13 protein-coding genes are annotated in these 14634 nt (G+C 64.4%); 5 read left to right on the top strand and 8 right to left on the bottom strand.

Annotated elements, in window-relative coordinates; all coding sequences use genetic code 11:
* Positions 1–30: 30 nt before the first annotated feature.
* Positions 31–1134, top strand: coding sequence for an NAD(P)/FAD-dependent oxidoreductase (locus GRI59_RS08415; RefSeq protein WP_202390943.1), 1104 nt, complete (start codon positions 31–33; stop codon positions 1132–1134).
* On the opposite strand, the gene GRI59_RS08410 is transcribed toward GRI59_RS08415, so the two are convergent.
* From GRI59_RS08410 to pgi, 4 genes are all read right to left on the bottom strand, one after another.
* Entirely contained in the window at positions 1131–2156 is a 1026-nt protein-coding gene (locus tag GRI59_RS08410; RefSeq protein ID WP_160760766.1) for an NAD-dependent epimerase/dehydratase family protein, read from the bottom strand. The two genes, GRI59_RS08415 and GRI59_RS08410, sit on opposite strands and share 4 nt — an antisense overlap.
* Before the next feature lie 59 nt (positions 2157–2215).
* The gene (gene gorA, locus GRI59_RS08405; protein ID WP_237440749.1) at positions 2216–3598 is read right to left on the bottom strand and encodes a glutathione-disulfide reductase; all 1383 of its coding nucleotides are present in this window, start codon (positions 3596–3598) and stop codon (positions 2216–2218) included.
* A 103-nt stretch (positions 3599–3701) separates the two neighbouring features.
* The gene (locus GRI59_RS08400) at positions 3702–5231 is read right to left on the bottom strand and encodes a DEAD/DEAH box helicase (RefSeq protein WP_160760765.1); all 1530 of its coding nucleotides are present in this window, start codon (positions 5229–5231) and stop codon (positions 3702–3704) included.
* A 372-nt stretch (positions 5232–5603) separates the two neighbouring features.
* A complete protein-coding gene (pgi, locus tag GRI59_RS08395; RefSeq protein ID WP_160760764.1) occupies positions 5604–7166 on the bottom strand; it encodes a glucose-6-phosphate isomerase in 1563 nt (520 codons plus the stop codon).
* Between the two features lie 49 nt (positions 7167–7215).
* Here pgi and lepB point away from each other — a divergent pair, with 49 nt between their 5' ends.
* The 4 genes from lepB (at position 7216) to GRI59_RS08375 (ending at position 10449) form a co-directional block, all read left to right on the top strand.
* On the top strand, positions 7216–8067 hold the full coding sequence (gene lepB / locus GRI59_RS08390; protein WP_160760763.1) for a signal peptidase I: 852 nt from the start codon (positions 7216–7218) through the stop codon (positions 8065–8067).
* The gene (gene rnc / locus GRI59_RS08385; RefSeq protein WP_301749730.1) at positions 8064–8747 is read left to right on the top strand and encodes a ribonuclease III; all 684 of its coding nucleotides are present in this window, start codon (positions 8064–8066) and stop codon (positions 8745–8747) included. The genes lepB and rnc overlap by 4 nt, the downstream gene beginning before the upstream one ends.
* Positions 8748–8934: 187 nt before the next feature.
* A complete protein-coding gene (gene era / locus GRI59_RS08380) occupies positions 8935–9864 on the top strand; it encodes a GTPase Era (protein ID WP_160760762.1) in 930 nt (309 codons plus the stop codon).
* 210 nt (positions 9865–10074) lie between these two features.
* The gene (locus GRI59_RS08375; protein ID WP_160760761.1) at positions 10075–10449 is read left to right on the top strand and encodes a hypothetical protein; all 375 of its coding nucleotides are present in this window, start codon (positions 10075–10077) and stop codon (positions 10447–10449) included.
* A gap of 100 nt (positions 10450–10549) precedes the next feature.
* Here GRI59_RS08375 and GRI59_RS08370 read toward each other — a convergent pair whose 3' ends face one another.
* The 4 genes from GRI59_RS08370 to topA all read right to left on the bottom strand — a co-directional run bounded on the left by GRI59_RS08370 (position 10550) and on the right by topA (position 14564).
* Positions 10550–10870, bottom strand: coding sequence for a GIY-YIG nuclease family protein (locus GRI59_RS08370; RefSeq protein ID WP_337190272.1), 321 nt, complete (start codon positions 10868–10870; stop codon positions 10550–10552).
* Positions 10871–10936: 66 nt separating this feature from the next.
* On the bottom strand, positions 10937–11575 hold the full coding sequence (locus GRI59_RS16000; protein ID WP_337190249.1) for a response regulator: 639 nt from the start codon (positions 11573–11575) through the stop codon (positions 10937–10939).
* Between the two features lie 2 nt (positions 11576–11577).
* Entirely contained in the window at positions 11578–11880 is a 303-nt protein-coding gene (locus tag GRI59_RS08360) for a hypothetical protein (RefSeq protein ID WP_237440748.1), read from the bottom strand.
* Positions 11881–11993: 113 nt separating this feature from the next.
* Complete coding sequence (gene topA / locus GRI59_RS08355) at positions 11994–14564, bottom strand: type I DNA topoisomerase (protein WP_160760759.1); 2571 nt, start codon at positions 14562–14564, stop codon at positions 11994–11996.
* Positions 14565–14634: the final 70 nt, after the last annotated feature.

Below are 14634 nucleotides of genomic sequence, written 5' to 3'. Positions count from 1 at the left end.
TAGGGCAACGCATTAGGCGAGACCGACATCATGGAGCGGTGCGATTTTCTGGTGATCGGCGGCGGGATCGCGGGGCTGAGCTGCGCTGCGCGACTGGCTGCGCATGGGCGGGTGGTAGTGCTTGAGGCCGAAAGCGCGCCGGGCTACCACGCCTCGGGCCGCAGCGTGGCGGTCGCGCATTTCGGGCTGGGCGAGCGGCTGGTGCGCACGCTGACCGCCCTGAGCCTGCCCGCGCTGGCCGAGCATGGCACGCGGCATCCGGCATTGCACATCGCCTCTTCGGCACAATTGGAAGCGCTCGATGCGTTGGAAGACACGCACCGCCAGTTTGGCTGCGATTATGCGCGGATCAGCGGCGCCGAAGCGCGCGCGCTGCTGCCGGTGCTGAAGTCTGAGGCGTGCGCGGCCGCGCTGGTCGATCACGGAGCGCTGAAGCTCGATACGCACGCGATGTTGCAGGCGCACATGGCCGCCTTGCGCGCGGCCGGCAGCACGGTGGTGACAGGCGCCCGGGTCAGCGCGATTGCACACGACGGCGCTAGCTGGCGGGTCGAGGCCTCGGGCGAGACTTACGCTGCGCCCCTACTCATCAACGCTGCCGGAGCATGGGCAGATGACATTGCGCGCCTTGCGGGTGTTTCGCTCATCGGCATTGAACCGCGCCGCCGCACCGTCATCTCCTTCGCCGCATTGCCGGACGAGGATGTGCGGGAGTGGCCCTTCACCAAGACAGTCGGCGAAGGCTTCTACCTGCTGCCGGAGGGCGCGGGGCAACTGCTCGCCTCATCGATGGACCAGACCCCCAGCCAGCCATGCGACGCCGCGCCCGAGGAACTGGACATCGCCATCGCCGCCGACCGGGTCGAGCAGGCGACCACCCTCCCCATTCGCCGTATCGCGCATAGTTGGGCGGGCCTCAGAAGCTTTGCGCCCGACGAATTACCGGTGATCGGCCACGCGGCTGGCGCGCCCGGCTTCGTGTGGGTTGCGGGACAAGGCGGCGCTGGCTTCCAGACCGCTCCGGCCCTGTCACGGATTGCCGAAAGCGCGGTGCTGGGTCTGCCCTTCCCTGCGGATTGCGCCGCCGCAGACCTCGCGCCCGAGCAGTTCGCCCCGGCGCGGCTCGGCGCCTAGACCCGCACGATTCCCTGGTCGACCAGACTGCGCGCGGTCGCCTCGATACTGTCTTCGGCAGCGATAAAATCCATGCCCAGCACGCGCCGCGTGTGCTCGCCCGAGACATCGCGGGTACGGCCGAGTTCTGCTTTCACCTGCTTCATCTCGGCCATCATCGGCGCTAGCAGGGTGACGACGAAGTCGGGCAGTTTGCGGGTCGGCACCTTGCGCGCAAGCTCAGGCGTGCGGTTTCGCAGCACTTGCGCAATCTCGGTCATCCACACAAAGCGGTCCTGCACCGGAAAGCGCTCGCCGCGCACGGTTTCAGCAGGCGCATCGAGCGCCAGCAGATGGGCGCGGGCCACATCGCGCACGTCGATAATGCCGAAGCCGACCGCGGGCAGCGCCGGGATCTCGCCAGTCAGCAGCTTGCGCACCAGCTCGATCGAGGTCGACAGATCGTCATTCACCACCGGCCCCAGCACCGCGACCGGATTGACTGAGCAGAACGCCATAGCGGGCGCATTCGCTGCAACCCATTCGCGCGCGGCTTTTTCGGCCACGGTCTTGGAGCGGTGGTAAGGCGGCACGGCCGGATTTTCGAGCACGGTCCAGTCCCGCTCGTCAAAGCGATCCTTGCCGGGGCCGTGGCCATAGGCAATCGCGGCCGCCGAACTGGTCAGGACGAAGCGTCCCGCCCCCGCCGCATGGGCAAAGCGCAGCGCCCGCAAGGCCCCTTCGCGCGCCGGGATCACCAGCTCATCGGCGTGTTTCGGCACCGCGAGCGGGAAAGGCGAGGCGACATGGGCCACCCCGTCGCAGCCCGCGCAGGCCTCGGCCCAGCCCGCGTCATGCTCCAGATCGGCCTGAAACACTCGCAACCGCTCGCCTGCCTCGGGCCAGCGGGCACGCAGGCGCGGTTCGCTTTTGGCGGCATTGCGCACGGTGGTGTGCACCGCCTTGCCCGCCGCCAACGCCTGATCGATGAGCTCGCCCGCGATATAGCCGGTGCCGCCGGTCACAAGGATGGTATCGGCCATGCTGCGCTTCCCCTGTTTGAGTGTCATCGCACCTTAGCAGCACGACAGCGGCACGCAGCCTATTTGAACAGCACCAGCTCTTCCGCCATCGTCGGGTGGATCGCGACTGTGGCGTCGAAATCTGCCTTGGTCAGTCCCGCCTTCACCGCAATCGCGGCCGCTTGCATGATCTCGGGCGCGTCAGGGCCGATCATGTGAATGCCAACGATCCGGTCATTCGCGGCATCGACGATCATCTTGTAAAGGCTGCGTTCGTTGCGCCCCGCCACGACGTTCTTCATCGGCCGGAAGTCGGACTGAAAGACCTTGATATTGCCGAGCTGATTGCGCGCCTCGCTCTCGGTCATGCCGACGGCGGCGATCGGCGGGTGGCTGAACACCGCGCTGGGCACGCAGGAATGATCGACCGCGTAAGGCTCGACCCCGCCGAACACAGAGTCAGCAAACGCCTGCCCTTCGCGGATCGCCACAGGGGTCAACTGCACCCGGTCGGTCACATCGCCCACGGCATAAACATAGTCGACATTGGTCTTGCTGAAGGCATCGACGATGATTTCACCCTTGCTGCCAACTTCGACCCCGATGGTCTCCAGCCCGAGGCCTTCGACATTCGGCACGCGGCCAGTGGCGACCATCACGACATCGAATTCGCGCGGGTCCTGGCCCGTCAGCTTGACCAGCAGAGTGCCATCATCTTGCTTTTCCACCTGCTCGAACTCGGCGTGGAAACAGAACTCGATGCCCTTCACCATAGAGATTTGCAGCAGCCGGTCCCGCAGTGCCGCATCATAGCTGCGCAGGATCGTGTCCGAGCGATTGGCGATTGTCACCTTGCTGCCGAATTCGTTGAAGATCCCAGCAAACTCGTTGGCGATATAGCCGCCCCCCGCAATCAGGATGCGGCGCGGAATGGCGTCGAGATGAAACGCTTCGTTCGAGGTGATGACGTGCTCGTTGCCCGGAAAATCGGGGATAGCCGGGCGCGCGCCGGTGGCGACGAGGATGTGCTTGGCAGTGACGACCTTGCCGCTCGCCAGCGTGATCTGGTGATCGCCGGTGATCGTAGCACGTTCGTTGAAGATGGTGACGTTGTGGTTCGACAAGGTCTGCCCATAGAGGCCTTCCAGCCGGGTCACATCCTGCTGGACATTATCACGCAGCTTGATCCAGTCGAAGCTCTTACCTTGGATGGTCCAGCCAAAGGCCTGCGCGTCTTCGAGATCCTCGGCGAAATGCGCGCCGTAGACGAGCATCTTCTTGGGGACGCACCCACGGATCACGCAGGTGCCGCCGACGCGGTATTCCTCGGCAACGGCCACTTTGGCGCCGTGGGCTGCGGCAACACGGCTGGCGCGTACCCCGCCCGAACCTGCGCCGATGGTGAAGAGATCAAAGTCGTATTCGCCCGTCATCATGCTGCTCCCATCGTCGCGGACACGCATATGGCGTCACAGGGGCGGAGCGGCAACCATGCGAAGGTGAAATGCCGGATTCAGATAAGGAAAGGGCGGGAGTTTGCCGCTCCCGCCCTTCTTATTCTAATTGTTAGACGCTGGCTGCGCGGGGACGACCGCCGCCGCCGCCGCCGCCGCCGGGACGACCACGGCCGCGGTTCCCACCGCCATTGCCGCCGCCGTTACCAGCGGGACGCCCGCCGCCACCGGGGTGACGCTGGCCGCCGCCGTTGCCGCCGGGCTTAGTGCCGAAGGCACGACGATCACCCTCAGGACGACGCTCGCCCTGCGGCTTGCGATCACCCTCTGCGCGGCGCTGTTCGCCCTGCTGCGGACGACGCTCGCCATCGGGGCGACGATCACCTTGCGGCTTGCGGTCACCCTGAGGACGCTGGCCGAGCGGGCGCGGGCTGACGCGCTTCATCGGCGTGCGAGCGGCCGGCTTGGTCGGGCCTTCGCCTTCCACCACGGCGCGGAAATTGTCCGGCAGCGGAAGACGGTCAAGCTCAGCGCCGGTCACCTTGCGGATATCCTTGAGGTATGCGCGTTCGTCCTCGGCACAGAAGGCAATCGCGATCCCGCTCTTGCCCGCACGCGCGGTGCGGCCAATACGGTGCACGTATTGCTCAGGCACGTTGGGCAGCTCGTAATTGATCACGTGGCTGACGCCCGGAATGTCGATCCCGCGCGCGGCCACATCGGTCGCGATCAGCACCGGCACGCGGGCCTTGCGGAACTCGTCGAGCGCGCGCTGGCGCTGCGGCTGCGACTTATTGCCGTGGATCGCGTTGGCGGGGATGCCTGCCTGTTCCAGCTTCTTCACCACCCGGTCCGCGCCATGCTTGGTACGGGTGAAGATCAGCACGCGCTCAACCGTACCGGGCACGGTGTGACGGCCCTTGAGGATCATTTCGAGCAGGGCCAGCTTCTCGTCCTGCTGGACCATGAAGAGGTACTGGTCGATGCGTTCGGCGGTCGTGCTTTCCGGCGTGACCGAAACCTGCACAGGGTTGTTGCAGAAGCCGCTCACCAGCTCCTTGATCGCCTTCGGCATGGTCGCGCTGAAGAACAGCGTCTGGCGATCCTTGGGGGCCAGTTCGCGGATCTTGCGCAGCGCGTGGATGAAGCCGAGGTCGAGCATCTGGTCGGCTTCGTCGAGCACCAGAATTTCGATACCGGCAAGGTTGAGCGCCTTCTGGTCGATCAGATCGAGCAGACGGCCCGGCGTTGCCACCAGAATGTCTGCGCCGCGGTGCAGCTTGTTGCGATCCTTGCTCACGCTGGTGCCGCCAACGATGCATTGCACCTTGAGTCCGGCGAGCGCGCCGTAATCACGGGCGCTGTCGGCAATCTGCACCGCGAGCTCGCGGGTCGGGGCCAGCACCAGCATCCGGCAGGACTTGAACGGGATCTGCTTGTCGGCTTCGCGCAGGCGATCAATGCTGGGGAGCATAAAGGCCGCGGTCTTGCCGGTGCCGGTCTGCGCGATGCCGAGCAGGTCGCGGCCCTTCAGCACGGCGGGGATGGCCTGTTCCTGGATCGGGGTCGGCACGGTGTAGCCCTTGAGGTCAAGAGCCTGGAGCACGGGCTGCGACAGCCCGAGGTCAGCAAAAGTAGTCATATGGAAAAAAACTCGCAAACAATCTGCGACGCGCGCTGGGCCACCCCTGACGCAAATCGTCAACGGGCACGCCACGCGCGGCGCGGGGGTTGAAACCGCCCGCGTGAAAAGGGAAGTCTTGGAGGTAGAACCGAAGTGCGGCCGGGGCGGATGTTTTCAGATTTCCGCCGCTTCACGCATGGCTAGCGCGCTTCGATGGAGGCCATGTGGGCGCGCGGGGCGCAAAAGTCAAACGATTACGAGATGCCCCCAGGCCGCTAATCATCGTCACCCCGTGCTTGACACGGGGCTTGGCTGCCTTTGGCAAGTGCAGTCGGGGCCGCAAAAAGCCTAACCCCGTGTCAAGCACGGGGCGACAGATCGTGTGGGGGTTTACCCCAGCCCCGCTGCTGCCAGCAAAGCTCGCGTGCTGGCATCGAACTCGCCCTCCCCGCTTTCGATTTGCTTCGCGATCGCCTTGCCCAGCTCCACCCCGAACTGGTCGAAGGGGTTGATCCCCATCAGCACCGCATTGGCAAAGGTGCGGTGTTCGTGAAAGGCGATCAGCGCGCCCAATGCAGCCGCATCGCAATCGTCGATCAGGAAGGTGGTCGAGGGCCGGTCGCCCGGATAGGCCCGCGCCGGATCATCAGCCGGCTTGCCCGCCATCAGCGCGGCCCCCTGTGCGAGACAGTTCATCAGCAGGATACGGTGATGCGCCGGATCAAGCTGGTCGCCGGGCCCAATACTGACGAGGAAATCGACCGGGATCAGATGCGTGCCCTGATGCAGCAGCTGGAACACCGCGTGCTGCGCGTCGGTCCCCACCCCGCCCCAGGTGATCGCTGCCGTCGGCCCGTCAACCGGGGAGCCATCGGTCTTCACGCTCTTGCCGTTCGATTCCATCTCGAGCTGCTGGAGGTAATCGGGCAGCAGCGCGAGCCGCTCGTCATAAGCGAACACGGCGCGGGTCTGGCAACCGCGCAGGCGGGTGTAATATTGGTCCGCAAACGCAGCCAGCAGCGGCGCATTGGCCCGACCTTCCTCCGCGCGGAAGTGATCATCCACCGCCTTGGCGCCCGCCAGCATCGCGCGGAATTCCTCCATGCCGATGGCGAGCGCAACCGGGAACCCAATCGAGGAGAACAGCGAATAGCGCCCTCCCACGCTCTCGATGAAGGGTAGCACGCGGGTTTCGTCCACGCCCCACTCGACGGCCTTTTCCGGCGACGCGGTGAGCGCGATCACCCGGCCGCCCGGATCATCCACACCGTTTTCGGCCAACCACTTCAGCGCGCTTTCGGCATTGGTCATGGTCTCAATGGTGGTGAAGGTCTTGGAGGCGACCGCAATCAGAGTCGTCTCCGGATCGCAGGCCCGGAACGCCTGTTCCAGCGCCAGTCCGTCAATGTTCGAGACCACGTGCACATCGACCAGCGCCAGATCGCGGGTCAGCGCATCAATCGCGAGCGCCGGGCCCAGCGCCGATCCGCCGATGCCGATGGCGATGCAATGCTTGATTTCGCCCAGCGCGCCTTCGTGGATCGCTTCGACCAGTAGGCTCATGCGGGTGAGCAGCGCCTCGGCCTCATCGACCTGCGCGGGCGTGCCGCTGCCGCGCAGCGCGCCGTGGGTCGCAGCGCGGCCTTCGGTGACGTTGATGATCCCGCCGCCAAACAGCGCCTCACGCGCCGCATCAAAGCCTGCCGCTTCGGCCAGCGCTTCGAAGGCGGTGAGCGCGTCATCGTTCAGATGGGTTTTCGAAAAATCGATCCGCATCCCGGCCTCGCCGGCGCTGCCGGGCTCCACTGGCCAGGCGATCCGCCGAGTCAGGCTGGCGGGCCGATCGGGATCCGCGGCGAACAGGTCGGCGAGCTTGGGCTGTGGCAGAGCCTTCAGCTGCGTCCATGCTGCCGCGATAGCCGCATGACCCTTTGCCCCATCCGAAGTGCTCATCGCCGTTTCCCTTTACGCAAGTGTGCGGCTGCGAGTAAGGGCAGAGACGATGGATGTTAAGACCCAATCGCTTGAGGCCCAAACGCTCGACGCAGGCCAGCCTGCCGCAGATGGCGCCCGTGCCCGCGAGAGCTGGGGCGGTTTCGTCTGGTTCCTGATCAAGCTGCTGCTGGCGGTGCTGGCGTTTCGTACGCTGGTGTTTTCGCCCTTCTCCATCCCATCGGAGAGCATGTTGCCGCGGCTGATGAACGGCGATTACCTGCTGGCGGCCAAGTGGCCCTATGGCATATCGCGCCATTCGCTGCCTTTCGATCTGCCGCTTCCAAGCGGACGCTTGCTGCCCGGCACGCCCGAGCGCGGGGATATCGTGATTTTCAAGCACCCGGTCGACGGGCGCGAATATATCAAGCGGGTGATCGGCCTGCCGGGTGACCGGGTGGCGGTGATCGGCGGCGAGGTCGTGCTGAACGGCGCGCGTCTGCCGCGACAACGGATCGCCGACGTGCCGGTGGCGCAATCGTCGAATACCGGCTGCGCCTGGGGCGGCGATCTGGCCGATGGGGCGGACGGCATGGAAGTGTGCCGCTACACTGCATTCCGCGAGACGCTGCCGGGCGGCCCGTCTTACACCACGCTCGATTTTGGCCTCACCCCTTACGATGGCTTCGCCGAGGTGACCGTGCCCGCGGGCCGCCTGTTCGTGATGGGCGACAACCGCGACAGTTCGCGCGACAGCCGCTTTCCGGCGGTGGCCGGCGACGGGGTCGGCTTTGTCCCGCAAGACCTGCTGGTCGGGCGCGCCGCGATCATCGTCTGGTCGACCGATGGCAGTGCCGATTGGGGCAAGCCGTGGACATGGTTTTCCGCCGCGCGCTGGGACCGGATCGGAGACACGCTGTGACCGGCCTCGCCCCCGCGACCCGCGAATGGCTTGAGGCCAAAGGCTTTGTCATCGCCAACGAGGCTCCGTGGATCGAGGCGCTCACCCACGGGAGCTTCAACGGCTCAGGCGCGGAAGTCGCCGATTACCAGCGGCTTGAGTTTCTGGGTGACCGGGTCCTGGGGCTCTCGGTAGCGAGCTGGCTGTTCCGCGCCGGAGATGCCCCCGAAGGGCGGCTTTCGCAGCGTCTGAATGCGCTCGTCAGCGGGGCGACTTGCGCGCGCATCGCCCGTGCGATTGACCTTCCCGTCCACATCCGCCTCGGCAAGCAGGCGCGTGACGATGGCGGGGCGGACAGCGACAAGATCCTTGGCGATGTGATGGAAGCCCTGATCGGCGCCTGCTTCATCGAGAGTGGCTTCGACGCCGCGCAGGCCATGATCTACCGCCTGTGGTCGCATGAGCTGGAAGGCGACGAGGGCAAGTCCAAGCATCCCAAAAGCGCGTTGCAGGAATGGGCCGCGGGCAACCGGCGTGCGCCTCCGCTCTACGAAGTTATCGACCGCAGCGGCCCTGACCATGCCGCCCGCTTCACCGTGCAGGTCAGCGTGCGCAATGTCGGCGCGGCAGAGGCAACCGCCACCAGCAAGGGCGAAGCCGAACGGCTCGCAGCCAAGGCATTTCTGGAGGCGTTCGGATGAGGTAGTGCGGCCATGTTCTCTATATGTTTCACGTGAAACATTGCTGGCCCCTCCGCCCTACCCCTAGGCTGACGCCGGACAACCGCTGCATAACCCGCGTCATCGCCTGCATAAGCCGCGCCAATCGCTGCCCACTCCTTCGAAACAGCCCTTCGACAATGTCAGGGCGAACGGATACAATCGAACCATGACTCAGACACCCCCCTCGTCCCCCCCGACCCGCTGCGGAGTCGTTGCCGTGATCGGCGCGCCGAACGCCGGGAAATCGACCCTGGTGAACCAATTGGTCGGCCAGAAGGTCGCGATCACCAGCGCCAAGGCGCAGACCACCCGCGCGCGGATGCTCGGCATCGCCTTGCATGAGCTGGACGGCGCAGGCGTGCAGATGATCCTGGTGGACACCCCCGGCATCTTCGCGCCGCGCCGCAGGCTCGACCGCGCGATGGTCAGCGCCGCTTGGGAAGGCGCGGAAAGCGCCGATGCCGTGCTGCTGCTGGTAGATCCGATCAAGCAGCGCCGTCACGAGCTGGAGCCGCTGTTGGAGGCACTGGCGGGCCGCCCGGAACGCAAAATCCTCGTCATCAACAAGGTCGACCGTTCCAAGAAGGAGCCGATGCTGGCGCTCGCGCAGGATCTGGCGGGCAAGGTCGATTTTGCCGAGATTTACTTCGTCTCGGCACTGACGGGGGACGGGGTGCCGGAACTGAAGGACGCGCTGGCCGGCATGATGCCCGAAGGCGAATGGATGTATCCCGAAGATCAGGTCTCCGATGCGTCGGAACGCCTGCTCGCCGCCGAAATCACCCGCGAACAGCTCTACCAGCAGCTCCACGAGGAACTGCCCTATGACAGCGCGGTGCGGCCCGAGAAATACGAGGTGCGGAAAGATGGCAGCATCGAAATCCACCAGCAGATCGTGGTGGCGCGCGAAACCCAGCGCGCCATCGTACTCGGCAAGGGCGGAGCGCGCATCAAGCAGATCGGGGCGGCGGCGCGCAAGGAATTGAGCGAAGTGCTGGGCGTGCCGGTGCACCTCTATCTCCATGTGAAGCAGCTGGAGAACTGGGCCGAGGATAAGGAGATCTTCGAGGAGATGGGGCTCGATTGGGTGCGGTGAACGATGGTCTCCGACTTCTACAGACGACCGGTTCAGGCATTCCTTCGCGAGCCTCCGAGAAACCAAGCTCGGAGTGCTTATGCGGTTGAGGTGAACCCATGGTCGACGCGGGGAGACGTCGAAGCTGCGTTACTCTTCCGAGGCGCGATCATTTCTGCCCACAGCGAAATCGACTACCGACTATCTGTCCTTTGCATAAGGGCATCTAAGATGAGCGAATACATCGATGTTCGAGAGCAATACCCGTTCTCTTTTCCAGCTCGGATAAAGTATCTACGAAGAGTTTTTCAGTTTGGGCCGCTTGCAAGATTTGAGCATTTGGCCATTACAGTGTTGCACAAAGTTGATTTTGACTTTCACTTCCGGAATCTTGTGGCGCATGCCCACATGCAAGTTTTGCCAGAGAACTGGGTTAAGTTTCATGACTTTCCGATGTCCAGAGACCGAGAGATAACAAAACGGCATGAGCCAATGCCGCTAAGTGAGCTGGAGCGACGAGCCTGGAAAGCGGCACTTCGGAGCCGCGCTTGTCAGCTGCTGGACGCATCTCTCGACCAGACAGGCATCCTACCGACACTTGAATGAGAATAGCCAAGCCCCGGATCAAGTCCGGGGCGACGATTGAGGGGATAGTTGCCTTGCCCCCTCACCAAACCCGTCGCCCCGTGCTTGACACGGGGCTTGGCTAATCTTCTGGTGCGCGGGGCGCGAACCACTGATCCCACAGATCATCCCAATCGGGATTATCCGCCTCAATCAGCGCGAATTTCCATTCGCGGCGCCATTTCTTGACCAGCTTTTCGCGAGCGATCGCGCCTTCGATTGTTTCGTGGTGCTCGACATAGACCAACCGCCGCTTGCCGAAATCGTGCACATGTTGGGAGCCTTCGCCCTCGCGGTGCTGGTGCACGCGGCGGATGGCATCGGCAGTGACGCCGATATACATGCCGCCGCGATAGCGGTTCGCCATGATGTATAGCCAGCCACCCTTTTCCAAGCGGCTGATATTACGTTAATTTCGAAGAAAGAAAAGCCAAGCCTCGTGTCAAGCACGGGGCGACGGGTGGAGGGTTCACCCCCGCCCCAGCTTCTCCAGCTTCGCTTTCAACGCAGCCTCGTCGAACGGCTTGACGATGTAGTCGTCTGCACCTGCCGCGATGCCATCATGGATGTCCTGGGCCTCGCCGTTCGAAGTGCAGAACACCACCACCGGCTCTTTGGGCGTGGGGATCGAGCGCAGTTTGGTGACGAAGGTGATGCCGTCCATTTCCGGCATGTTCCAATCGGTCAGCACCAGATCGGGCATCGACTTCTTGCAGCGCGCCAAAGCCTCCTCGCCGTTTTCAGCTTCGACCGGAACATAGCCGAGGCTCAATGCGATCTTGCTGGATACCTTGCGGATCACCCGGCTGTCATCGACGATGAGGCAGGTCTTGGCGGTCGCCGCGGGCGCTGGCTGGCCGGAATAGCGGTCGCGCATCGCCTTGGCGGCAGCGACAATCGCGGCGGTATCGTCGGGTTCGGACGCGCTGCCCTGACCTGTCGGGGCCGGACGCGGCGGTACGGCAGGCTCGGCGGCGACGCGGGCTTCGTCCTCGTCGGCAGCAGCGGCCAGCACTTTTTCGTTCTGCGCGAGCTTTTCCGCCAGCGTCTTGCCATCTGTCACAGTGCGGCGATTGGGGCCGGAATTGCGCTTGATTAGGTTCTGCACGGTTACCGTCCCCCGCCCATTGTCGCAAAGCCCGACTCATACGCCTTGGCGGCGTAATCGTCGGAATAGGGATCGGCGGAGTCGAGCGTGCCGACCTCTTCGCCGGGCGTCATGCGAATGTGAAGATAGGGCATCCAGACATCGCCGAATTCGGCCTTCTGGTACCACACGTCGAGCACATCATAGCTTGCCCACATCCCATCGGGTTCGCGCAGGCGGATGCCTTCGCCGATGCGCGGCACCGCAGCAAAGCGGATGCGGCTCTGGGTCTGATGGGTCTCGTTCTGGATTTCGATTTCTATCACGGCGGGAGCCCTTTTTCCGGCCACCGTGGTAAGGTCCAAATGCTTTATTATTTGCAAACGACCGAGCACCGGAAGGGTCTTTGTCGCCCTCCGGCTCTCAGATCGTCGTTTTGTCAGGCCTTCTTGGCCGCAGCCTTCTTCTTCGCGGGCGCCTTCTTGGCCGCGGGTTTCTTGGCAGCAGCCTTCTTGGGCGCGGCTTTCTTCTTGCCCTTCTTGGCCGGCGGACCCTTAGCGATGCGCGCGTCGATCAGTGCGATCGCCTGTTCGAGCGTTACATCCTCTGGCTTGGCGTCGCGCGGGATCGTGGCGTTGGTGGTGCCATCGGTCACATAGGGTCCATAGCGGCCCGGCATGACCTTGATCTCCCCGCCGCTGGTGGGGTGCGCGCCGAGCGTCGCGATGGGCTCCGACGTCCCGCGTGTCGCCCCGCCGCGATTGGCGGCCTGCGCCAGCAGATCGACCGCACGGTTCATCCCCACCTCGAACACTTCGCGGGTGTTGGTGAGTTTGCCGTACTTGCCATCGTGCCGCAGATAGGGCCCGTAACGCCCGATATTGGCTTCGATCTCCAGCCCCGTATCCGGATGCGCGCCGATGATGCGCGGCATATCGAGCAGCTTCACCGCCCAATCCAGATCAAAATCGTCCAAGTCCTTGGGGATCGAGGCGCGCTTGGCTTCCTTGCCGTCACCCATCTGGACATAGGGGCCGAAGCGGCCGGTCTTGCGGTGGATGTCCTCGCCGGTTTCAGGGTGCTGGCCCATGATGCCGTCATCCGCCCCGCCCTCACCCTCGCCGCCCGGCTGGGCAAAGCGGCGGGTGTATTTGCACTCGGGGTAATTGGCGCAAGCGACAAAGGCGCCAAACTTGCCGCCGCGCAACGCCAGACGGCCATTGGCGCGACCCTCGCTGGCGCAGAGCGGGCAGGCGCGCGGATCGCTGCCGTCTTCGCGCGGCGGGAACAGGAAGTCAGAGAGATATTCGTCCAGTGCCTCGGTCACTTCCGAGGGGAGCTTCTCCATCACCTCGTCAGCCTTGGGCTTGAAGTCCTTCCAGAACCGGGCGAGCAGCAGCTTGTAATCCTCACGCCCGTCCGAGACGATATCGAGTTCGTCCTCCATGCCCGCCGTGAAATCATAGGCGACATAGGTGGGGAAGAAGCGCTCGAGGAAGGCGGTCAGCAACCGGCCGGATTCCTCGGCGAAGAAGCGGTTCTTCTCCATCCGCACATAGGCGCGGTCACGAAGGGTCTGGATGGTCGAGGCGTAGGTGGACGGACGTCCGATGCCGAGCTCCTCCAGTCGCTTGACCAGCGACGCTTCCGAGAAGCGCGGCGGCGGCTGGGTGAAGTGTTGGGTGGCATCGACCGCGCGCTTCGCGGGGCAATCGCCCGATTTCATCACCGGCAACAGGCTGCCGTCTTCATCATCGCTATCGTCGAAGCTTTCCTGATAGACCGCAAGGAAGCCGGGGAAGCGAACCACCTGCCCGGTGGCGCGCAGCTCGTGCTGGCCGGTCGCATCGCGGAAGGTCACCGTGGTGCGTTCCAGCTGCGCGGTCGCCATCTGGCTCGCCATCGCGCGCTTGAAGATGAGGTCGTAGAGCTTGCCCTCGTCGCCGCTCGCGGCGCGCTCACGGGTGAAATCGGTCGGCCGGATCGCTTCGTGGGCCTCCTGCGCGTTCTTCGCCTTGGTGCTGTACATGCGCGGCTTTTCGGGGCGGTAATCCTCGCTGAAGCGCGCAGCAATCGCATCGCGTGCGGCCAGAATCGCGCTCATGTCCATCTGCACGCCGTCGGTCCGCATATAGGTGATCGCGCCCGCCTCGTAGAGGCTCTGCGCCAGCCGCATGGTGTGCTGCGCCGAGTATCCCAGCTTGCGCGCGGCCTCCTGCTGGAGCGTAGAGGTGGTGAATGGCGGCGCGGGGTTGCGCTTCAGCGGCTTGGTTTCAACGCCTTCGACGGTGAAGCGTCCGGCTTCGACAGCGGCTTTCGCCTCCATCGCGATGCCCTGCTGGCCGAGGCTCAGCTTCTCCAGCTTATCGCCCCGGAACTTGACGAGGCGCGCATCGAACTCGGTGCCGTCGTGCATCATTCGCGCGACGACGCTCCAGTATTCGTCCGCGCGGAAGGCCTCGATCTCGCGCTCGCGCTCGACGATGAGACGCAGCGCGACCGACTGCACGCGGCCCGCGCTCTTGGCACCGGGCAGCTTGCGCCACAGGACGGGCGAGAGAGTGAAGCCGAACAGGTAATCGAGCGCCCGGCGCGCCAGATAGGCATCGATCAGCGGCTGATCCAGCTCACGCGGGCGGGCCATCGCTTCGGTCACAGCCTGCTTGGTGATCGCGTTGAAGGTGACGCGCTGCACATTGGCGGGGACGCTTTTGCGCTTCTTCAGCAGCTCCAGCACGTGCCAGCTGATCGCCTCACCCTCGCGGTCAGGGTCAGTCGCCAGCACGAGGCGGCTTGCGCCTTTGGCCGCGTCGGCGATTTCCTTGAAACGGCTTTGCTTGTCGCGGTAGAGTTCCCACTCCATCGCAAAGTCAGCCTCGGGATCGACGCTGCCATCCTTGGGCGGCAAATCGCGGACGTGACCATAGGAGGCGAGAACCTTGAAGTCCTTGCCGAGATATTTCTCGATGGTCTTTGCCTTGGCGGGGGATTCAACGATGACAAGCTGCATGATAGTGCCGGGGTGTCCCTTACGTGTGTACGCGCGAGGGTGGAGCGGCGCGGCTTACAGCGTCAAGCGG

This window comes from Erythrobacter ramosus (assembly GCF_009828055.1).
In the GTDB taxonomy this organism is placed as follows: domain Bacteria; phylum Pseudomonadota; class Alphaproteobacteria; order Sphingomonadales; family Sphingomonadaceae; genus Erythrobacter; species Erythrobacter ramosus.
This window is presented reverse-complemented; position numbering and strand designations above follow the sequence as displayed.

Bases quoted from the DNA above. Each gene is read 5' to 3' on its own strand.
- GRI59_RS08415 (WP_202390943.1), top strand. From the start codon at position 31: ATGGAGCGGTGCGATTTTCTGGTGATCGGCGGCGGGATCGCGGGGCTG.
- GRI59_RS08410 (WP_160760766.1), bottom strand. From the start codon at position 2,156: ATGGCCGATACCATCCTTGTGACCGGCGGCACCGGCTATATCGCGGGC.
- era (WP_160760762.1), top strand. From the start codon at position 8,935: ATGACTCAGACACCCCCCTCGTCCCCCCCGACCCGCTGCGGAGTCGTT.
- lepB (WP_160760763.1), top strand. From the start codon at position 7,216: ATGGATGTTAAGACCCAATCGCTTGAGGCCCAAACGCTCGACGCAGGC.
- gorA (WP_237440749.1), bottom strand. From the start codon at position 3,598: ATGCGTGTCCGCGACGATGGGAGCAGCATGATGACGGGCGAATACGAC.
- topA (WP_160760759.1), bottom strand. From the start codon at position 14,564: ATGCAGCTTGTCATCGTTGAATCCCCCGCCAAGGCAAAGACCATCGAG.
- GRI59_RS08400 (WP_160760765.1), bottom strand. From the start codon at position 5,231: ATGACTACTTTTGCTGACCTCGGGCTGTCGCAGCCCGTGCTCCAGGCT.
- GRI59_RS08375 (WP_160760761.1), top strand. From the start codon at position 10,075: ATGAGCGAATACATCGATGTTCGAGAGCAATACCCGTTCTCTTTTCCA.
- pgi (WP_160760764.1), bottom strand. From the start codon at position 7,166: ATGAGCACTTCGGATGGGGCAAAGGGTCATGCGGCTATCGCGGCAGCA.